At 73.2% G+C, this 20,090-nt stretch carries 17 protein-coding genes and 1 pseudogene; 10 read left to right on the top strand and 8 right to left on the bottom strand.

The features are described from left to right. Positions 1-238: 238 nt before the first annotated feature. Positions 239-1,102, bottom strand: coding sequence for an A/G-specific adenine glycosylase (locus ACFC02_RS32090; RefSeq protein ID WP_376365013.1), 864 nt, complete (start codon positions 1,100-1,102; stop codon positions 239-241). 523 nt (positions 1,103-1,625) lie between these two features. Here ACFC02_RS32090 and ACFC02_RS32085 point away from each other — a divergent pair. Then, complete coding sequence (locus ACFC02_RS32085) at positions 1,626-2,450, top strand: hypothetical protein (RefSeq protein ID WP_376365001.1); 825 nt, start codon at positions 1,626-1,628, stop codon at positions 2,448-2,450. A gap of 172 nt (positions 2,451-2,622) precedes the next feature. Beyond that, positions 2,623-3,274: pseudogene (locus ACFC02_RS32080) on the top strand (transposase); the annotation flags it as partial. Positions 3,275-3,290: 16 nt separating this feature from the next. Here ACFC02_RS32080 and ACFC02_RS32075 read toward each other — a convergent pair. The 3 genes from ACFC02_RS32075 to radA form a co-directional block, all read right to left on the bottom strand. Continuing rightward, the gene (locus ACFC02_RS32075) at positions 3,291-3,668 is read right to left on the bottom strand and encodes a nuclear transport factor 2 family protein (protein WP_376364999.1); all 378 of its coding nucleotides are present in this window, start codon (positions 3,666-3,668) and stop codon (positions 3,291-3,293) included. Positions 3,669-3,749: 81 nt separating this feature from the next. Further along, positions 3,750-4,874 carry a DNA integrity scanning diadenylate cyclase DisA gene (gene disA, locus ACFC02_RS32070; RefSeq protein ID WP_026252689.1) on the bottom strand — a complete coding sequence of 375 codons (1,125 nt, stop codon included), beginning with the start codon at positions 4,872-4,874 and terminating at the stop codon, positions 3,750-3,752. Positions 4,875-4,956: 82 nt separating this feature from the next. Further along, complete coding sequence (gene radA, locus ACFC02_RS32065; RefSeq protein ID WP_376364996.1) at positions 4,957-6,366, bottom strand: DNA repair protein RadA; 1,410 nt, start codon at positions 6,364-6,366, stop codon at positions 4,957-4,959. A gap of 208 nt (positions 6,367-6,574) precedes the next feature. On the opposite strand from radA, the gene ACFC02_RS32060 reads away from it, so the two are divergent. After that, positions 6,575-8,302 carry a hypothetical protein gene (locus ACFC02_RS32060; protein WP_376364994.1) on the top strand — a complete coding sequence of 576 codons (1,728 nt, stop codon included), beginning with the start codon at positions 6,575-6,577 and terminating at the stop codon, positions 8,300-8,302. An 88-nt stretch (positions 8,303-8,390) separates the two neighbouring features. Here ACFC02_RS32060 and ACFC02_RS32055 read toward each other — a convergent pair whose 3' ends face one another. Continuing rightward, positions 8,391-9,221, bottom strand: coding sequence for a hypothetical protein (locus ACFC02_RS32055; RefSeq protein WP_376364992.1), 831 nt, complete (start codon positions 9,219-9,221; stop codon positions 8,391-8,393). A gap of 85 nt (positions 9,222-9,306) precedes the next feature. Between ACFC02_RS32055 and ACFC02_RS32050 the strand changes: the two genes are divergently transcribed. The 3 genes from ACFC02_RS32050 to ilvD all read left to right on the top strand — a co-directional run bounded on the left by ACFC02_RS32050 (position 9,307) and on the right by ilvD (position 13,377). Then, on the top strand, positions 9,307-10,239 hold the full coding sequence (locus ACFC02_RS32050; RefSeq protein ID WP_376364990.1) for a Ppx/GppA family phosphatase: 933 nt from the start codon (positions 9,307-9,309) through the stop codon (positions 10,237-10,239). A 235-nt stretch (positions 10,240-10,474) separates the two neighbouring features. Further along, positions 10,475-11,299, top strand: a complete 825-nt coding sequence (locus ACFC02_RS32045; protein WP_376364988.1) for a sugar phosphate isomerase/epimerase family protein — start codon at positions 10,475-10,477, stop codon at positions 11,297-11,299. A 224-nt stretch (positions 11,300-11,523) separates the two neighbouring features. Next, on the top strand, positions 11,524-13,377 hold the full coding sequence (gene ilvD / locus ACFC02_RS32040; protein WP_376364986.1) for a dihydroxy-acid dehydratase: 1,854 nt from the start codon (positions 11,524-11,526) through the stop codon (positions 13,375-13,377). Between the two features lie 60 nt (positions 13,378-13,437). Here ilvD and ACFC02_RS32035 read toward each other — a convergent pair whose 3' ends face one another. Continuing rightward, a complete protein-coding gene (locus ACFC02_RS32035; protein WP_376364984.1) occupies positions 13,438-15,588 on the bottom strand; it encodes a serine/threonine-protein kinase in 2,151 nt (716 codons plus the stop codon). A gap of 183 nt (positions 15,589-15,771) precedes the next feature. Between ACFC02_RS32035 and ACFC02_RS32030 the strand changes: the two genes are divergently transcribed. The 4 genes from ACFC02_RS32030 (at position 15,772) to proC (ending at position 18,433) form a co-directional block, all read left to right on the top strand. Next, positions 15,772-16,092, top strand: coding sequence for an SH3 domain-containing protein (locus tag ACFC02_RS32030; protein ID WP_376364982.1), 321 nt, complete (start codon positions 15,772-15,774; stop codon positions 16,090-16,092). Between the two features lie 44 nt (positions 16,093-16,136). After that, the gene (locus ACFC02_RS32025; RefSeq protein ID WP_376364980.1) at positions 16,137-16,655 is read left to right on the top strand and encodes an EamA/RhaT family transporter; all 519 of its coding nucleotides are present in this window, start codon (positions 16,137-16,139) and stop codon (positions 16,653-16,655) included. 89 nt (positions 16,656-16,744) lie between these two features. Next, the gene (locus ACFC02_RS32020; RefSeq protein ID WP_376364978.1) at positions 16,745-17,536 is read left to right on the top strand and encodes a class I SAM-dependent methyltransferase; all 792 of its coding nucleotides are present in this window, start codon (positions 16,745-16,747) and stop codon (positions 17,534-17,536) included. 87 nt (positions 17,537-17,623) lie between these two features. Further along, on the top strand, positions 17,624-18,433 hold the full coding sequence (gene proC, locus ACFC02_RS32015) for a pyrroline-5-carboxylate reductase (protein WP_376364976.1): 810 nt from the start codon (positions 17,624-17,626) through the stop codon (positions 18,431-18,433). Positions 18,434-18,466: 33 nt separating this feature from the next. Here the strand turns inward: proC and trpS are convergent, their stop codons facing one another. Next, the gene (gene trpS, locus ACFC02_RS32010) at positions 18,467-19,462 is read right to left on the bottom strand and encodes a tryptophan--tRNA ligase (protein ID WP_376364974.1); all 996 of its coding nucleotides are present in this window, start codon (positions 19,460-19,462) and stop codon (positions 18,467-18,469) included. A gap of 432 nt (positions 19,463-19,894) precedes the next feature. Then, positions 19,895-20,090 (bottom strand): hypothetical protein (locus ACFC02_RS32005; protein ID WP_376364972.1); only part of this gene is annotated, 196 nt, incomplete at its 5' end.

Below are 20,090 nucleotides of genomic sequence, written 5' to 3'. Positions count from 1 at the left end.
CGGCGCTGTCCGAAGCAGCCTGCGGCTAGCGCTCGGCTGTGCGTCGGTTGTGTAACGGACGGAGGAACGGGGTAAAGGAGTGCTCCGATTAGTCCCGTTCTAGGGGGATTTGTACCTCAGGGTGGCGCGCGGGTCTGTGACACAGAGGCCCGCGACGCCCCCTGAGGCTGTGATGCGGCTGTGAAGTGACGGAGTGTCGGCGACGTGGCGTCAGCGACGTGGCGTCAGCGACGTGGTGTCAGGTCAGCGGCAGTCGGTACAGACCGCTCGGCAGCGGCTCCACCAGACCGTCCGCGACGAGCCCGTCCAGGGCCCGGGCCCGCTGGACCGGCTCGTGCCACACCCGGTCGAGCACCGCCTGCGGCACCGGTGTGTGCGCTTCCCGCAGCACGGCGAGCAGCTTGCCGCGCACCTGCCGGTCCGTACCGGCGTACGTCTGGCCGCGGCGCGGTGGTCCCTCGTGCTCCGGTTTGCCCGCCAGCCGCCAGGCGCAGTGCGCGGCGATCGGACAGCGCGGGCACGACTCGTTCTTCGCCGTGCACACCAGTGCGCCCAGCTCCATGGAGGCGGCGGCCCAGCGGGCGGCGGTCCGCTCGTCCTCGGGCAGCAGGGCGCGCGCCAGCCGGCGTTCGGCCGCGGTGGTCGCGTTCGGCGGGTACTGCACTCCGGTGACCGCGCGGGCCAGGACCCGGCGGACGTTGGTGTCCAGCACGGCGTGCCGCTGCCCGTAGGCGAAGGAGGCGACCGCCGCCGCCGTGTACTCGCCGATGCCGGGCAGGGCCAGCAACTGCGCGTGCTCGGTGGGTACGTCGCCGCCGTGCCGTTCCGTTATGGCGACCGCGGCGCCGTGCAGGCGCAGGGCGCGGCGCGGGTAACCGAGCCGGCCCCAGGCGCGGACCGCCTCGCCGGGCGCCTCCTTGGCGAGGTCGGCGGGGCGCGGCCAGCGCTCCAGCCACTGCTCGTAGACGGGGAGCACGCGGTTCACCGGCGTCTGCTGCAGCATGAACTCGCTGACCATCACGCCCCAGGCGCCGGCGTCGGCGCGTCGCCAGGGCAGGTCGCGGGCGTTGCCGTCGAACCAGGTGATGACCTGGGTGTGCAGGGTCTCGCCGAGCCGGGGGGAATCGGCGGACTCGGCGGTGCGCTCGGTGCAGGGTTCGTCGGCGGACTCGGCGGACTCGGCGGACTCGGCGGACTCGGCGGACTCGGCGGACTCGGCGGGGTGCTCTGCGGGGGACTCGGCGGTCGGGTGCGCGGTGGTGCCGGAGGTGGTGATCGTGCCGGTGGCCGGGTGCGCGGCGGTGGTGTCGGGGGCCGCCGTGGCGGTGGCCGTGCCGGTCTCGGTCTCGGTCCGGGCGGTGGTCTCGGGGGCGGGGGCCGGGGCTGTGGGGCTGCTGTGTGGGGGCAGTGTGGGCGCAGTCATGACGTTTCCGATCCTGCCACGTGGCGGCGGACGGGCGTGTGACCCGGCGCGGGCCGTTTCGTCACCGACCGTCGCGCCGCCGTCACCGGCCCGGCAAGGCGGCTCGCCGACAGGGGCGTTGCCGGAATGATGATCCGGAAAAGTTGTGGTCGGCGCGGCGGGTGGGGCGGGCGGAGGCCACGATCTCTCGTACAGTTTGGGCGTGGGATCTCTGCGCAATCCGGTCGGGCCGCTTCCCTCCTCCATCTACTGGCGACGGAGGGTCGTACTGCTGTCCTTGGTGGCCGTGTTGGCCCTGCTGGGCATCTGGATCGCCACCTCGGGCGGCGGCGGGGGCCACAAGGACACCGGGGGCGCCGCGGGCGGCAAGAATCCCACCCCGTCCACCATCGGCCCCGGCCCCTCCGAATCCGGTCCCGCGATCAGCCAACACCCCGGCGGACGCGACGAGTCCGGCGGCGGTGACTCGGACGGGTCCGGCTCCTCGGCGGGCGGCAGCGGCGGCTCCGGCGGTTCGGGCGCGGGCGGCTCCGGCGCTTCGTCCGGGGGGTCCGCCGGTGGTGCGGGCGACGACGCCAAGGGCGGCGGCACGGGCGCGGCGCTGCCGGCCAAGAGCACGCTTCCCGACTGCACGCCCACGGCGGTGAGGCTGAGCCTGCGCAGCGTGCGCAACACCTACGCCCCCGGCGAGACGCCCGCCTTCGAGCTGGCCGCGAAGAACTCCTCCGGCACCGACTGCAAGGTGGACCTGGGGCCGAAGAGCGCGGTGGTGACGGTCAGTCAGGCCGACAGCAGCGGCTCCTACTGGTCGTCCGCCGACTGCCCGAAGACGGCCGGGAGCCTGCTCTACCGGGTGCCGGCCGGCAGCGGCATCACCTCCACCGTGCGCTGGGACCGCAAGCCGAGCGCCCCGCGGTGCGCGACCCCGCCCGCGGGCTCCGCCGGGCTGGGCAAGACGTACCTGGTGGAGGCGAAGGTGCCGGGGTACGGGAAGCTGCAGACGTCGTTCGTCCTGTCGGCGGACTGAGCCGTACGGACGCCGGTCCGGGCGGGCGCCGCCCTCAGCGCGGGCGGGCCGCTACGGCCACGGCCCGGGATCCGGCACAAGGGCTCTGGTGCTGTGACCGCGTAGGTCCACCGGGTTGGCGGTCGTGGCGGTGGGATGTGCGGCGACGTCCGATCCGCTCGCTGGAGACCCGGTGGCCGAGCCTGTCCGGGTACGCAGACTGACCGACCAGGAGGGGCAGAAGCTGCGGCGGACCGTGCGCAGGGGCAGCACCGACTCGGTGCGCCTCCGGCGGCGATGATGCTGCTCGCCTCGGCCGGCGGGAACCGGGCGCCTGTGATCGCCCAGCTGGTCCAGGCGACGAGGACACCGTCCGGGACGTGATCCACCACTTCGACACCCTGATCGCGACGCCAAGCTCGACCGGATCGAGCAGGTGCTGGACCGCTTCGCGGACCGGGTCTTCGCCTTCGACGAGTTCGGGCCCCGGGGGACCCGGCCCACTGCGGGCTCCTGCCGGGCGAAGCAGGGCAAGCCGAACCGGCTGCCGGCGACCTACCGCCGCACTCACGGCGTCACCTGCTTCCACGGCTGCTGCTCCGGGGACGACGACCGCCTGTGGGGGCGTCAACCGACGTCACGAGGGCACCGCCTGCACCCCGGCCGCGCTCAAGTCGATCCGCGCCGCCCGACTCGACGGCGCCCCGATCTACATCATCCTGGACAACCTCTCCGCCCACACCGGCGCGGACATCCGCCGCTGGGCGAAGTAGAACAAGGCCGAGCTGTGCTTCACCCCGACCTACGCTTCCCGGGCCGATCCGGTCGAGGCCCACTTCGGCCCAGCGGCAGGAGGATGACTCAGGGGGCGGACGGTCCGATCTCCCCCGCAAAGACGATGACCTGGTCGATGAGGCTCCGCCGCAGATGGACGACGTCCGTTCCCGCCAGGCGGGGGCCTCCATCCGGCGTGGTGAAGACCCACTGGTACCGGGCCCATTCGTCGGGCATGTCCACCGCTGAGCAGCGCACCATCGTGCCGGTCCCCGCCGGGTGGCGCCGGATGTCCAGCACGAACCGCTCGACCGCCGCGATTCCTTCGCTGCGGCCCAACGGCCCCCAGAAGACCACGTCTGAGGTCAGGGCCTGGGAGAGCAGGGCAGTCACATAGCTGTCGTCCGAGGCGTTGAACGCGGAGATGAACGTGTCGATCGCGGAGCGTGCAATCTCTTCCTGCATGCCCCAGTAATACCAGCCGGCTCGCGTGCGCTCGTCCCGCGAGCCGTCTTCCGACCACGGTGAACCATCCCGGTCACAGCACTAGACGTACCGCTCCAGGATCGACGACTCCGCCAGCCGGGACAGGCCCTCGCGGACGCTGCGGGCACGGGCCTCGCCCACGCCGTCCACCGTCTGGAGGTCGTCGACGCTGGCCGCCAGCAGCTTCTGCAGGCCGCCGAAGTGCTCGACCAGGCGGTCGATGATGGCGCCGGGCAGCCGCGGGACCTTGGCCAGCAGGCGGAAGCCGCGCGGGGAGACCGCCGAGTCGAGGGTCTCGGGCGAGCCGGTGTAGCCCAGCGCGCGGGCCACGGTGGACATCTCCAGCAGCTCCGCGTGCGAGAGCTTGTCCAGCTCGGCCAGGGCCTCCTCGACCGTGCGGGAACGCTTGGCCGTGGGCTCGGGGACGTAGTCCCGGACGACCAGTTCGCGCTCGGGCTCCACGCCCGCAATCAACTCGTCCAGCTGGAGCGCGAGGAGACGGCCGTCGGTGCCCAGCTCCACCACGTACTCGGCGATCTCGGTGGCGATGCGGCGCACCATCTCCAGGCGCTGGGCGACCGCCGAGACGTCCCGGACCGTCACCAGGTCCTCGATCTCCAGCGCCGACAGCGTGCCCGCGACCTCGTCCAGGCGCAGCTTGTAGCGTTCCAGGGTCGCCAGGGCCTGGTTGGCGCGGGAGAGGATCGCCGCGGAGTCCTCCAGGACCCGGCGCTGCCCGTCGACGTAGAGGGCGATCAGCCGCATCGACTGGGAGACGGAGACCACCGGGAAGCCGACCTGCTTGCTGACCCGGTCCGCCGTGCGGTGCCGGGTGCCGGTCTCCTCCGTCGGGATCGTCGGGTCCGGCACCAGCTGCACGCCCGCCCGCAGGATCTTCGACAGGTCCGAGGACAGCACGATGCCGCCGTCCAGCTTGCACAGCTCCCGCAGCCGCGTCGCCGTGAACTCGACGTCCAGGACGAAGCCGCCCGTGCACATCGTCTCCACGGTCTTGTCGGAGCCCAGCACGATCAGGCCGCCGGTGTTGCCGCGGAGCACCCGCTCCAGTCCGTCCCGCAGGGCCGTGCCGGGTGCCACGGCGCTCAGTGAGGCGCGCATCAGGCCATCGGCGCCGGAGCTCCCACCGGACTTTCCGGGAGCTGCTGCCCGGTCGTTGGCTGCCACTGCACTCCTCCGGTCGCAGGTTCTTCTGGCGCTCCCGTTTCGCACACTGGGTTCGTACGGACGGGCGGGACCAGGGCAAAGTCTACCGGCGCTCCTCCTGCTCCCGCGGGGCCTCTCGGCGACGCGAGCGCGGCAGGACCCGCAGCGCGTCCCCCATGTCGGCCACTTCCAGGACCTTCATCCCGGCCGGGACCTTGCCCGGGTCGCCCGGCACCAGGGCGTGCGTGAACCCCAGGCGGTGCGCCTCCGAGAGCCGGCGCTGCACGCCCGTGACCCGTCTGACCTCGCCCGCCAGGCCCACCTCGCCGATCGCCACGAGGTTCTTCGGCAACGGGGTGTCGCTCGCCGCCGAGGCCAGCGCGAGCGCGATCGCGAGGTCGGCGGCGGGCTCGGACAGCTTCACCCCGCCGACCGTCGCCGAGTAGATGTCCCGCTTGCCCAGCGCGCTGATCCGGCCGCGCTGCTCCAGCACGGCCAGCATCATCGACACACGGGAGGTCTCCAGGCCCGACGTCGTACGCCGCGGCGAGGGGATCTGGGAGTCCACCGTGAGCGCCTGCACCTCGGCGACCAGCGGGCGGCGGCCCTCCAGGGTCACGGTCAGGCAGGTGCCGGGCACCGGCTCGGCGCGGCGGGTCAGGAACAGGCCGCTGGGGTCGGCCAGGCCCGTGATGCCCTCGTCGTGCAGCTCGAAGCAGCCCACCTCGTCGGTGGCGCCGTAGCGGTTCTTGACGCCGCGGACCAGGCGCAGGCGTGCGTGCCGGTCGCCCTCGAAGTGGAGCACCACGTCCACCAGGTGCTCCAGCAGGCGCGGGCCCGCGATCGCACCGTCCTTGGTGACATGGCCCACCAGCAGGGTGGACATGCCGCGCTCCTTGGAGGCGCGGATCAGCGCCCCGGCCACCTCGCGCACCTGCGCCATGCCGCCGGGCGCGCCGTCGATCTCGGGGGAGGCCACCGTCTGCACCGAGTCGAGGACCAGCAGCGAGGGCTTCACCGCGTCCAAGTGCCCGAGGACGGCGGCCAGATCGGTCTCGGCGGCCAGGTAGAGGTGGTCGTCCAGGGCGCCGATGCGGTCGGCGCGCAGCCGGACCTGGCTCGCGGACTCCTCACCCGTGACGTACAGCGTGCGGTGCTCATCGCTCGCCGCCTTGGCGGCCACGTCCAGCAGCAGCGTGGACTTGCCGACGCCGGGCTCACCGGCCAGCAGGACGACGGCGCCGGGGACCAGCCCGCCGCCCAGCACGCGGTCCAGCTCGGGCACACCGGTGGAGCGGGCGGTCGCCTGGCGCCCGTCGACCTGGCCGATGGGCAGGGCGGAGCTGGTGACGCGGCCCGGAGCCGTCGTGCGGACCGCGGGCGCGCCGTACTCCTCGACCGTGCCCCAGGCCTGGCACTCGGGGCAGCGGCCGAGCCACTTGGCCGTCTGCCAGCCGCATTCGGTGCAGCGGTAGGACGGGCGGTCCTTGGTGGTCTTCGTACGGGCAGCCATGCACGAAACCGTAACCGGCGGCACTGACAACGCCGGAAGCGCGGCGGCCGGCCCGCCCCTCCGGGACTCGAACGGCATCGAACGAGCGGGCCCGAAGGAGGGAAGCACCCCTTCCGTCCCCGTATGAGGGATCGTTTCACCCGTATGGATTAAAAGTGCGCAACGGGGAAGAACGGACGAACCTCCGCCGCCTACGGTCGCACAGGTGATGAGCAGCAGCCCGGAGACCTCGACCCGTACGGACCGTACGACGCGTGCGACCGGTGAGTACCGGGCGCACCACGAGGCGCGCGACCGCGCTGCCGCACGCACCCTGGCGCAGCACCCGCCCGGTGCCTGCGAGCCCTACCTCGACGGCCTGTTCACCTACTGCCTGGCCGTGCTGTGCGACCACGACGCGGCGACCACCGCCCTCGGCGACGCGCTCGCGTTCGCCGAGCGGCGTGCGCCGCGCGTGCCGCAGAGCGCGGGGGAGCGCAGGGCCTGGCTGTACGCGCTGGCCCGCTGGGCCTGTCTGCGGGAGCTGGCCGAGGCCAAGCAGAAACGTCAGGCCACGCACGCCGCGGGCCGCCACGGCGGTTCCCGGCGGCGCCCGGCGCCCGCCGCCGTTCCGCCCGTCCCCGAGGACGTACAGGAGCGCCGCCGCCGCGAACTCGCCCTGCTGGCCTGGCCGGAGGCCGCCGGCACCACCCCGGAGCAGCGCGAGGCGCTCGAACTCGCCGTCCGCCACCACCTCGCCGGCCACGAGGTCGCCGCCGTGCTCGGCATGAGCCTCGCCGCCGCCCGGGAACTGCTCGCCGGCGCCGCCTGCGAGGTGGAGCGCACCCGCGCCGCGCTCGCCGTCGCCGAGGCGGGCGGCTGCCCGGGCGTGGCCGCCCTCACCGGTGACGGCGGGTTCGTGCTCGGCACGGCGCTGCGCCGCGAACTCGTCCGGCACGTCGACGACTGCCCGCTCTGCCGCCGCACCGCCGAGCGCGCGCACCCGGCCCGCTGGCCCGGCGCCTGTGTGACCCCCGCGGAACTGCCCGTCCTGCCGGCGCCCCGCACGGCGGTGGCCCTGGCCATGGCGCACCCCTCGCGCGCGCGGGGCACCGTCCCGCGCCTGGACCGGCGGGGATTCCCGATGGACCCCAAGGACCGCGCGGCCCGCAGGGACCGTCTACGCGCGCGTGCCGTCACGACGACGGTCGTGGCCACCGTGGTCGCCGCTCCCGTACTGGCCCTGTGGGCCGCCTACCGGAGCACCCCGACCGGCGAGGGGCAGGGCGGTCCCGCCGCCACCGCGCGCGAGGGACACGACTCAGGCGCCCTGGTCGGCGAGGAGACCGGCGGCTACGAGAACACCGGCAGCACCGGCCCCGCTGCCCGTACCGGCCAAGGCGCCGCACCGGACGTCTCGGTGGAGGTCCTCGGCGCCGCGGGGGCCGATCACGCGGGCGGCCGGCTGACGGTGACCGCCACCGGCACCGGCGACACCACCCTCGTCACGCTCACGGCGTCCGGTGCCGAGCCGGTCCACTGGTCCGCGGCCACGGGAGCGCCCTGGCTCTACCTCAGCCGCTCCGCGGGCACCCTGGAGCCGGGCGAGTCGGTGACGATCAAGGTGTACGTCGACCAGCTCCGCGAGCCGTCCGGTCCCTGGAGCGCACGGGTGGCGATCGCGCCGGCCGGAGCGGTGGTCTCCATCGACGGCCAGGGCCGGGCGCCCAGCCCGTCCGCCCCCCGCCCCACGCGCCCGGGGGACCCGACACCGACCGGCGACCCGCGCTCGCCCACCCCGACTCCCACGGCCCCCACGCAGCCGTCCGGCACACCCCCGACCGAGCCGCCGTCCAGCGGCCCGGCCCCGACGCCCACCGGGACGTCCCCGTCCGACCCGGGCGGCTCACCGCCGCCCTCCGACGGCAGCGGCACCCCGAGCCCCACGGGGAGCTGAGGGCCGCCCGCGAGGGGCTCAGGCAGGAAGCGCTGCCACCCTCCGGGGCCCCGGTCGCACTTGCTCAGGAGATCCCGGTCGCTCCCCCTCAGGCCCGGTCGGCCGCACCCGCCGGGCTCGCCGGATCCGCCGGATCCGCCGGGTGCGCGGCGAGCAGCGGCAGCCCGGAGGCGAGACGCTCCTCGCACAGCTCGACCAGCCGGTCGTAGCCCTCCTTGCCCATCAGCTCGGTCAGCTCGGCCCGGTAGGAGACGTACACCGGGTCGCCCGCGCCGTGCGCCGACGTGGCCGAGGTGCACCACCAGTGCAGGTCGTGACCGCCCGGACCCCAGCCCCGGCGGTCGTACTCCCCGATCGACACCTGGAGCACGCGGGTGTCGTCGGGGCGGTCGATCCACTCGAAGGTCCGCCGGATCGGCAGCTGCCAGCACACGTCCGGCTTGGTCTCCAGCGGCTCGCGGCCCTCCCGCAGCGCCAGGATGTGCAGCGAGCAGCCCATGCCGCCGGAGAACCCGGGCCGGTTCTGGAAGATGCAGGAGCCCTGGAAGGGACGGGTCTGCCGCGATCCCTCCTCGTCCTCGGACACCCAGCCGTTCTCCGTGCCCTCGGCGTGGTTCTGCCAGATGTCCGGAGTGAGCCTGGCCACGTGAGCGGCGACCCGCTGCTCGTCCTCCTCGTCGGAGAAGTGCGCGCCCAGCGTGCAGCACCCGTCGTCCGCGCGGCCCGCCTGGATGCCCTGGCAGCCGCTTCCGAAGATGCAGGTCCAGCGGGAGGTCAGCCACGTCAGATCGCAGCGGAAGACCTGCTCGTCGTCCGCCGGGTCCGGGAACTCCACCCACGCGCGCGCGAAGTCCAGCTTCTTCTCGTCCGGCTCCGAGGCCGCCGATGCACCGGTCTTCGCCTTCTTCGTCTTTGGCACGCGTCCAGGGTAAGTCGCCCCACCGTGTGCCGGGCGGGCGCCGGACCCGTGCCGCCCCGGCCCAGGGGGCAGTAGCGTTCCGTACATGAGACTCGGTGTCCTCGACGTGGGTTCGAACACGGTGCATCTGCTGGTGGTCGACGCGCACCCCGGTGCCCGCCCGCTGCCCGCGCACTCGCACAAGGTGGAGCTGCGCCTGGCCCAGCTCCTCGACGAGGACGGCGCGATCGGCTCCGAGGGGGTCGACCGGCTGATCACGGTGATCCAGGACGCGATCCAGGCCGCCGAGGACAAGGGCGTGGAGGACCTGCTGCCGTTCGCGACCTCCGCCGTGCGCGAGGCGGGCAACGCCGACGACGTCCTCGCGCGCGTGCAGGCCGGGACCGGCGTCCGCCTCCAGGTGCTCAGCGGGGCCGAGGAGGCCCGCCTCACCTTCCTCGCCGCCCGCCGCTGGTTCGGCTGGTCCGCCGGGAAACTGCTCGTCCTGGACATCGGCGGCGGCTCTCTGGAGGTCGCCTACGGCATCGACGAGGAACCCGACGCCGCCGTGTCCCTGCCGCTCGGCGCGGGACGGCTCACCGCCGGCTGGCTGCCCGGTGACCCGCCCGACCCGGAGGCCGTCAGGGCACTGCGCCGCCACGTGCGGGCACAGATCGCGCGGACGGTCGGCGAGTTCAGCCGCTTCGGCGCCCCCGACCACGTGGTCGCCACATCCAAGACGTTCCGGCAGCTCGCCCGCATCGCCGGGGCCGCGCGCTCCGCCGAGGGCCTGTACGTGCAGCGCGAGCTGAAACGCGAGTCGCTGGAGGCGTGGGTGCCGCGTCTCGCGGCGATGACGACCGACGAGCGCGCCGAACTGCCCGGCGTCTCCGACGGCCGTGCGAGCCAGCTCCTGGCCGGGGCGCTGGTGGCCGAGGGCGCGATGGACCTCTTCGGGGTGGAACGCCTGGAGATCTGCCCCTGGGCCCTGCGCGAGGGAGTGATCCTGCGGCGCCTGGACCACATGGGCACGGCCTAGCACCGGTCGCAGCACTAGCTGGTGCTGCGACCGGCACCAGCGGGGCACGGCCGCGTGAGCCTGCTCACCGGCCCGCCCCCGGACACCGGGCAGCGCCGCCGTCGCGGGCGCAGGTCACCGGCGCTTCGGCGCAGGTCGCGGGGCGCGTGGCGGGAACACGGGCGCGGGTCCCGGAACCGGTCACGGTGAGCCGGCTCACGCCGGGATCGCCGGCGCACCCCGTAATCTGTCATCCGTGGTGGAACCCGTCGTGCGCATCCCGAATGCGAAGGTCGCCCTGTCGACGGCCTCCGTGTATCCGGAGTCCACGGCGACGGCCTTCGAGGTCGCCGCGCGCCTCGGTTACGACGGCGTCGAGGTCATGGTGTGGACCGACCCGGTCAGCCAGGACATCGACGCGCTGCGCAGGCTCAGCGACCACCACGGGATACCGATCCTGGCCGTGCACGCCCCGTGTCTGCTGATCACGCAGCGGGTGTGGTCCACCGATCCCTGGGTCAAGCTCCAGCGCGCCCGGGCGGCGGCGGAGAAGCTCGGCGCGAGCACCGTCGTCGTGCACCCGCCGTTCCGCTGGCAGCGCCAGTACGCCCGCGACTTCGTCAGCGGAATCTGGCGGATGGCGGACGAGACCGATGTGCGCTTCGCCGTGGAGAACATGTACCCCTGGCGCTACCGCGACCGCGAGATGCTCGCCTACGCCCCCGACTGGGACGTCACCAAGGACGACTACCGGCACTTCACGATCGATCTCAGCCACGCGGCGACGGCGCGTACCGACGCGCTGGGGATGGTCGACCGCATGGGCGACCGCCTCGGCCACGTCCACCTCGCCGACGGCAAGGGCTCGGCGAAGGACGAGCACCTGGTGCCGGGGCGCGGGGGCCAGCCCTGCGCCGAGCTGCTGGAACGACTGGCCGGCTCCGGTTTCGACGGCCATGTCGTCATCGAGGTCAACACCCGCCGCGCCATGTCCGGCGCCGAGCGCGAGGCCGACCTCGCCGAGGCACTCGCTTTCACCCGGCTCCACCTGGCGTCGACGGCGGGGGTGCCCCGACGCTGACCCGGCGGCGCCGCACGCCCGACCCGCCGCCCGTCCGCCGCGCAGCGCACCCGCGTCCCTCACGCCTCACATGCCCGCCCCGCGCCCCCAAGCACGCACCCGAGCCCCCGCGTACGCCCCCTCACCCCGAGACGTCCGTCCCGTATCGCGGACACCGCGTCCCGCACCATGGATGACCGGCGTACGCTCGACTCAGTCAGAACTCTCCGAAGGAGCGAGCGACGATGCCCGAGCTGAGGTCCCGCACAGTCACCCACGGCCGCAACATGGCGGGCGCCCGCGCCCTTATGCGCGCCTCCGGTGTACCCGGTGCGGACATCGGCCGGAAGCCGATCATCGCGATCGCCAACAGCTTCACCGAGTTCGTGCCCGGCCACACCCACCTGTCGCCGGTCGGCCGGATCGTCAGCGAGGCGGTCCGCGAGGCGGGCGGCATCCCGCGCGAATTCAACACCATCGCCGTCGACGACGGCATCGCGATGGGCCACGGCGGCATGCTCTACTCGCTGCCCTCGCGCGACCTGATCGCCGACAGCGTCGAGTACATGGTCGAGGCGCACTGCGCCGACGCCCTGGTCTGCATCTCCAACTGCGACAAGATCACCCCCGGCATGCTGATGGCCGCCCTGCGCCTGAACATCCCGACGGTCTTCGTCTCCGGCGGGCCCATGGAGGCCGGCCGCGCCACGCTGGTCGACGGCACCGTGCGCACGCTCGACCTGATCGACGCGATGTCCGAGGCCGCCAACGACAAGGTCTCCGACGAGGACATGCTCCGCATCGAGGAGAACGCCTGTCCGACCTGCGGCAGCTGCTCCGGCATGTTCACCGCCAACTCGATGAACTGCCTCACCGAGGCCATCGGCCTCTCCCTGCCCGGCAACGGCTCGGTCCTCGCCACCCACACCGCCCGCCGCGCCCTCTACGAGAACGCGGCCCGCACGGTCATGGACATCACCCGCCGCCACTACGAGCAGGACGACGACACGGTCCTGCCGCGCAACATCGCCACCTTCGCGGCCTTCGAGAACGCCATGGCCCTGGACATCGCGATGGGCGGCTCGACCAACACGATCCTGCACCTGCTGGCCGCCGCCCAGGAGGCCGGCGTCCCCTTCGGCCTGACCGAGATCGACGCCGTCTCCCGCCGCGTCCCCTGCCTGGCCAAGGTCGCCCCGAACATCGCCAAGGACCGCACGTACTACATGGAGGACGTGCACCGCGCCGGCGGCATCCCCGCCCTCCTCGGCGAACTGCACCGGGCCGGCCTGCTCAACGAGGACGTGCACTCCGTGCACAGCCCCTCCCTGGCGGACTGGCTCAAGACCTGGGACGTCCGCGGCGGCTCCCCGTCCCCCGAGGCCGTCGAGCTGTGGCATGCGGCCCCCGGCTGCGTCCGCTCCGCCGAGGCCTTCTCCCAGTCCGAGCGCTGGGAAACCCTGGACACCGACGCCGAGGGCGGCTGCATCCGCTCCATCGAGCACGCCTACTCCAAGGACGGCGGCCTCGCGGTCCTCAAGGGCAACCTCGCCGTGGACGGCTGCGTGGTGAAGACCGCCGGTGTCGACGAGTCCATCTGGACCTTCGAGGGCCCGGCCGTCGTCTGTGAGTCGCAGGAGGAGGCCGTCCAGAAGATCCTCACCCAGCAGGTCGAGGAGGGCGACGTCGTCGTCATCCGCTACGAGGGCCCCAAGGGCGGCCCCGGCATGCAGGAGATGCTCTACCCGACCTCGTACCTGAAGGGCCGCGGCCTCGGCAAGAGCTGCGCGCTGATCACGGACGGCCGCTTCTCCGGCGGCACCTCGGGCCTCTCCATCGGCCACGCCTCGCCCGAGGCGGCCTCCGGAGGCACCATCGCCCTCGTCGAGAACGGCGACCGCATCCGCATCGACATCCCGAACCGCTCCATCGAACTCCTGGTGGACGAGGAGGAGCTGTCCCGCCGCGAGCAGGCCCTGAACGGCGCGTACGCACCCAAGGACCGCGACCGCAAGGTCTCGGCGGCCCTGCGCGCCTACGCCGCGATGGCCACCAGCGCGGACAAGGGCGCCGTCCGCGACGTCTCCAAGCTGGGCTGATCCGCCGATCCGCCGACCTGTACAAGGGGCCGCTCCCGGTGGGAGCGGCCCCTTCGCGCGTCACCAGGCGGACGGGTCGCGCGCGTCCACGGCGAAGACGGTGCCGTCGGGGGCACCGGCGTAGACATGACCGGCGGCCGGCACCGGCTGCGGGACCGAGGCGGCGACCCGGTCCGCGCCCGCACCCAGCCGCGCCGCCGTCTGACCCACCAGCACACCCCGGCCCGCGTCCACGGCCAGCAGCCGCCCGTCCGCCGACAGGACGTACACGTACCGCGCGTCGGCCACCGGCGCCGAACCGCGGCTCACCGACGTCTCCAGGGACCACAGCCGCCGGCCCGCGGCCATGTCGACGGCCGTGAGCGAACCACCGGCGGACATCAGGTGGACCACCTCACCGCGGACCGTGGCATGCGCCTGCTGGAGCGGCACCCCCAGCGCCACCCGGCGCACGGCACCGGCACCGGCACCGGCACCGGGGGAGTAGCGGACCACCGCGCGCGTGTCGCCGTAGACCCTGTCCACGGACTGGAGGAACAGGGACCCGCCGGCCGAGCCGAAGGGCCGCAGCGTCCCCTCCAGCCGCGCCTGCCAGCGCACGGCACCCGTGCGCGGATCGACGGCCGTCACCCGCGTGCCCTTCCCGTCACCCGAAGGGCTCGTCGCGTACGCCAGCGGATCACCGGCGAACGCCGTGAAGTACGGCTCGCCCAGGCCGGGCACGCGCCGCCGCCACCGCGTCCCGCCCGACCGGCCGTCCACGCCGGTCACCACGCCGTCCGCCCCGGTGAGCAGCAGCATGTCCCCGGCACACCGCATCGCCTCGTACGCCGACGCGTCACGCTGCCAGCGCACCTGCCCCGAACGGGGATCCAGCGCCCGCACAATGCCGTCCCCGCCGGCCGGCGGCAGCACGAGGCCCCCCGACATCAGCGGGGCACCACTGGCAGGCGCCGCCGCCACGGGGCGCCGCCACAGCACCTTGCCGTCCGCCGGATCGAGGGCGAAGACCAGCCCCGGCCCGGAACAGACGAGCCGCCCGGACGCGGCGGCGCAGTGCGGCGCGCCACCGCCCCCCGGCACCGGCCGCGCCTGCCACCCGCTGAACGCGGCCGAGGCGGTCCGCGCCCCCTCGTCCCGCTGCGGCGTCCCGCCGCCGAACACCTCCACCGACGCGAGCGTCCCGCCCACGACCAGCCCGCACGCCCCCGCCGCCAGTGCCAGCCGCCTGCCCAGCCGCCGCCCCGGACGCCGGCCCGAGCGCCGCACCGGCTGCCCGCCGCCGGACTCCGCGTCCCCGGTGCCGGGCTCCGCCGGTGCCGGTGCCGGTGCCTCCGCCGCGCCCGTCCGCTGCGGCGGTATGAACAACTGGGTGTCGTACGAGGCCGCCACCGAACGCAGCTCCCGCATCAACTCGTCCGGGGTCGGCCGGTCCTCGGGCTCCTTCGCCAGACAGCGCAGCACCAGCGGAGCCAGATCCTCCGGTACGCCGCTCAGATCCGGCTCGTCATGCACGACCTGGTACGCCACCACGTACGGGCTGTCCGAGTCGAACGGACCACGCCCCGTCGACGCGTGCACCAGCACCGACCCGAGCGTGAAGATGTCGGCGGCCGGACCGACCTCCCGCGGGCGCCGGAACTGCTCGGGCGCCATGAACGGCGGCGTGCCTATCAACTTGCCGGTCTCGGTCCGCAGTTCGCTGTCCTTCGGCCGCGAGATGCCGAAGTCGATGACCTTCGGCCCGTCCTCGGCGAGCAGGACGTTGCTCGGCTTGAGATCACGGTGGACGACACCCACCCGATGGATGTCGCGCAGCGCCTCGGCCAGACCGGCCATCAGCCGCCGCAACTGCGCCGGTGCCATCGGACCGTTCCGCTTCACCTCCTCGGCGAGCGTGGGCCCCGGGATGAACAAGGTGGCCATCCACGGCCGTCCGGCCTCCGGGTCGGCGTCGACCACCGGCGCGGTGAAGGCGCCGCTGACCCTGCGGGCCGCCGCCACCTCCTGCCGGAAACGCCCTCTGAACTCCGGATCCCTGGCGAACTCCGCGTGCACGACCTTGACCGCGAGCTTCAGCCCCGACGTACTGCGGGCCAGGTGCACGACCCCCATGCCACCGGAGCCGAGCCGGGACTCCAGCCGATAGTGCCCCGCGTACTCCGGAAGTTCCGCTTCCGCGCCCGCTCCGATGTTGCGCTGTGGCGTCATGGACCACCCCCGTGCTGTTCGTCCCGCGCGCGCGACGCACCGACCCTAGTCGATGACTCGAAGGGAACCGAGGAGGGTTGCTAGCGTTCGCGTGCGAGTCGCGCACACGTGTTCCACCGCGCGCTTCAGGGGAATCAACGCGCCCCCATGAACGTCATGGGGCACAACGGGGGGAGTCCTTCCATGTCCGTCGACCACGTCGAGCAGACGACAGGCGGAGACGACGAGCAGGGCGTCACGGCCCGGGCCGCGGCCCTGCGCTACTACTCGGTCGCCCCGGGCGTCAGCCTCAACGTCCGCAGCGGCCCCGGCACCGGTTACCCGACCGTGCGGACCCTGCCCGCCGGAGCCAAGGTCCCGATCTACTGCCAGTCGCCCGGCACCAAGGTCACCGGCCCCTACGGCACGTCGAGCATCTGGGACAACATCGACAACGGCGAATACGTCTCCGACGCCTACATCTACACCGGCGCCGACGGCTACGTCGCCCCACGCTGCGCCTGAGCCCGCCCCGAGCCCGCGGGCCCCAGAGCGCCATAATCGGTTGCGTGAGCGACGAGAACGGCACCCCGGCCACCCCCGCGGGCTCCACGGCCACCGGCCCCACCGGCCCCCGCCCCGAGCCCCTGCGCTTCTTCGGCACGACCTGGGTGCACCACGACGACGGCTACGCGCTGCGCCGCGCCGGCGTCGCCGTCGGCTCCCTCCTGGCGGCAGCCGCGGCCTGCTTCGTCCTCCGCTTCGCCTTCGAAGGCATCCAGATCGCGAACTCGGGCGCCTTCGTCACCCTCCTGGTCGTCGTCATGTTCGCCGTGTGCAGCGCACTCGCCTTCGGCCACACCTGGGGCGGCTTCACCAAGCGCCCCGACCCCGAGCGCCAGTCCTCCCTGCGCGGCCTGCTCGCCATCGGCTTCATCGGCACCCTCCTCGCCTACTTCTTCCGCTCCCTCACCGAGGCACCCGGCGAGGAACTGCACCGCCGGGAGTACGAAGAGGCATGCGAACAGTTCGCACGCCGCACCACCCGCCGCTCCGGCAACCCCTCCAAGAAGCGCCGCCGCTCCTGACCCACGCCGGGACCCGCCCCGCCCCGCACGGGAGGACCAGGTGCGCGAAATCCCGCCCGTCCGGCGGCGCCCTGCACGACCATGGGCCCATGACCGCCCCCGCCTCGCCCGCCCAGGGCGCCGCCGACCACGCCGCCCGAGCCCGCTCCTTCGACGCGGCCGCCGCCCAGTACGCCGCCCACCGGCCCTCCTACCCGGCCGCCCTCCTCGACACGATCGAAGAACTCACCGGCCGCCCGCTCACCGGCACGCGTGTCGCGGACATCGGCGCCGGCACGGGCATCTCCACCGCCCTGCTGCACGAACGCGGCGCCCGGGTCCTGGCCGTCGAACCCGGCGACGGAATGGCCGCCCAGTTCCGCGCCGGCCACCCCGGCATCCCCCTCGTGCGCGGCAACGGCAACGCGCTTCCCCTCGCCGACGACTCCACCGACCTCCTCACCTACGCCCAGGCGTGGCACTGGACCGACCCGCACCGCTCCGTCCCCGAAGCCCTGCGCGTGCTGCGCCCCGGCGGCGCCCTCGCCCTGTGGTGGAACACGGACGCCCTCGACATCGACTGGATCGCCGAGGCCGCCCACCGCGCCGGCCGCTTCTTCGGCATCGACATCCCCGCCGAGAAGCAGCGGGCCGCCCGCACCGAACTGGCCGATCCCACAGGCCGCCTCGAGTTCACCCGCCGCGAGCTGCGCTGGAGCCGCCGGATCCCCGTCGACGCCCACCTCGCCAACATCGGCAGCCACTCGTTCTTCCTGGTCTGCCCCGAGGACCGCCGCACCGCCTTCTTCACCCAGGAGCGCGACCACCTGCTGGAGGTCTTCCCCGACGGCCTCGTCGAGGAGACCTACGACGTCCTCCTCCTCGTCGCCACCAAGCCCTGACCCACTCGGCCCGCCCCCGCCGCCCCGGACGTCCCGCCTGCCGGACAACCCGCCGTGCGCCCGACCGCCGGTGAGAGGATGAACCCCATGAGCCAGAAAGTCGCAGTCCTCGGCACCGGCAAGATCGGCGAAGCCCTGCTCAGCGGAGTGATCCGGGCCGGCTGGGCCCCCTCCGACCTCCTGGTCACCGCCCGCCGTCCCGAGCGCGCCGAGGAACTCCGCGCCCGCCACGGCGTCACGCCGGTCACCAACGTGGAGGCCGCGAAGAGCGCCGACACCCTGATCCTCACGGTCAAGCCCCAGGACATGGGCACCCTCCTCGACGAACTCGCCCCGCACGTCCCGGCGGACCGCCTCGTCATCAGCGGTGCGGCGGGCATCCCCACGTCCTTCTTCGAGGAGCGCCTGGCGGCGGGCACCCCGGTCGTCCGCGTCATGACGAACACCCCCGCCCTCGTCGACGAGGCCATGTCCGTGATCTCCCCGGGCACCCACGCCACCGCCGACCACCTCGCCCACGCCGAGGAGATCTTCGGCGCCGTCGGCAAGACGCTCCGCGTCCCGGAGTCCCAGCAGGACGCCTGCACCGCACTCTCCGGCTCGGGCCCCGCCTACTTCTTCTACCTGGTCGAGGCCATGACCGACGCGGGCATCCTGCTCGGCCTGCCCCGCGACAAGGCCCACGAGCTGATCGTCCAGTCCGCCATCGGCGCCGCCGTCATGCTCCGCGACAGCGGCGAGCACCCGGTCAGGCTCCGCGAGAACGTCACCTCGCCGGCCGGCACGACGATCAACGCCATCCGCGAACTCGAGAACCACGGAGTGCGCGCCGCGCTGATCGCCGCGCTGGAGGCCGCCCGCGACCGCAGCCGCGAGCTGGCCTCCGGCAACAACTGACCCCGGCCCCGCCGCCCGCCGGGCCCCGGCCCCTCAGGCGGGCAGCAGCCCGATCGCCCGGTACGCCGCGTCCACCGTCGGCCGCGCCATCTCCCTGGCCTTCTCCGCACCCGCCCGCAGCACCCCCTCCAGATACCCGGGGTCCGCGCACAGCTCCCTGTGCCGCTCCTGTACGGGCCTGAGGAGTTCGACCACGGCCTCCGCGGCGTCCTTCTTCAGGGCGCCGTACGACTCGTACGCACCGCTCAGGTCCTGCGGCTCCCCGCCTTCGCAGGCGGCCAGGATCTCCAGCAGGTTCGCGACCCCGGGCCGCTCCTTCCGGTCGTAGACGACGTCCTGCCCGCTGTCGGTCACCGCCCGCATGACCTTCTTCCGCGCGACCTCGGGCTCGTCCAGCAGGTAGACGATGCCCGGCCCCGTGTCGTCCGACTTGCCCATCTTCGACGTCGGGTCCTGGAGGTTCATCACCCGTGCCGCCACCCCTGGCGGGGTCGCCTTCGGCACCACGAACGTGTGCCCGTAGCGGTGGTTGAACCGCACGGCCAGGTCCCGGGCCAGCTCCACGTGCTGCGTCTGGTCCTCCCCGACCGGGACCTCGTCGGTGCCGTACGCCAGGATGTCCGCCGCCATCAGCGCCGGATACGTGAGCAGCGACAGCCGCACGCTCCCGCCCCGCCCCTGTTCGCGCGCGGATTTCTCCTTGTACTGGATCATCCGCCGCATCTCGCCGTCGGTGGCCACGCACTCCAGGAGGTAGGAGAGCCGGGCGTGCTCGTCCACGTGGCTCTGCACGAAGACGGTGCACTGCTCGGGGTCGAGGCCGGTCGCCAGCAGCAGCGTCGCCGCCTGCCGGCTGAGCCTGCGCACGCGGGCGGGGTCGTGGTCCACGGTGAGCGCGTGCAGATCGACGACGCAGAACAGCGCGTCCGCGCGGTGCTGGTCGACCTCTGCCCATTGCCGCATGGCACCCAGGTAGTTCCCGAGCGTCAGGTGTCCGGTCGGCTTGACCCCGCTGAAGACCCTTGTCATCTCTGCTCCATCTCCCGGTCGAGGCCGCCGTCCCCGGCCGGCCGACCTCCGGAGTCCCTGGAGGAGAAACGAGAACGGCCGCCGAGGCGGCGGCCGTTGTGTGCGTACGTGAGCGCGGCCGCCGTCAGGCGGGCCACCACTGCTGGGTACACGTACGCGTAGTCATGACGAACAGCGTACGCCCCGGGGCCTCACAGGGCCACGAGTTGACACGCCCCGGCGGTTTCCGTAAGGTACTTCGAGTTGTTCGACGTGAGAGCCGACTCCGGTCGGTCCCCGGGCAGCCACTCCGCAAGTCCTCACCACTACTCGACGACAGTCGTTCAGTCTGTCTGTCGTCGTGCATTGTCGTGCGTATTTACGGAATGAGGAATCCGCGTTCGGAAGGACGCAGCCTCCGATTCGCTCGGGAGCACGGAATCCGCTAAAGTCTCACTCGTCGGAACGGCCCAGCGGCCGGGAAGACAAACCCCGCTGACTGGGGATCAGGTCGAGAAAAGATCTGATAGAGTCGGAACCGCCGGAAAGGGAAGCGCGAAGCGAAAGCGGAGCGGGAACCTGGAAAGCACCGAGGAAATCGGATCGGAAAACGGTCTGATAGAGTCGGAAACGCAAGACCGAAGGGAAG

The sequence above is a fragment of the Streptomyces sp. NPDC056160 genome (assembly GCF_042268205.1).
GTDB lineage: Bacteria > Actinomycetota > Actinomycetes > Streptomycetales > Streptomycetaceae > Streptomyces.
This window is presented reverse-complemented; position numbering and strand designations above follow the sequence as displayed.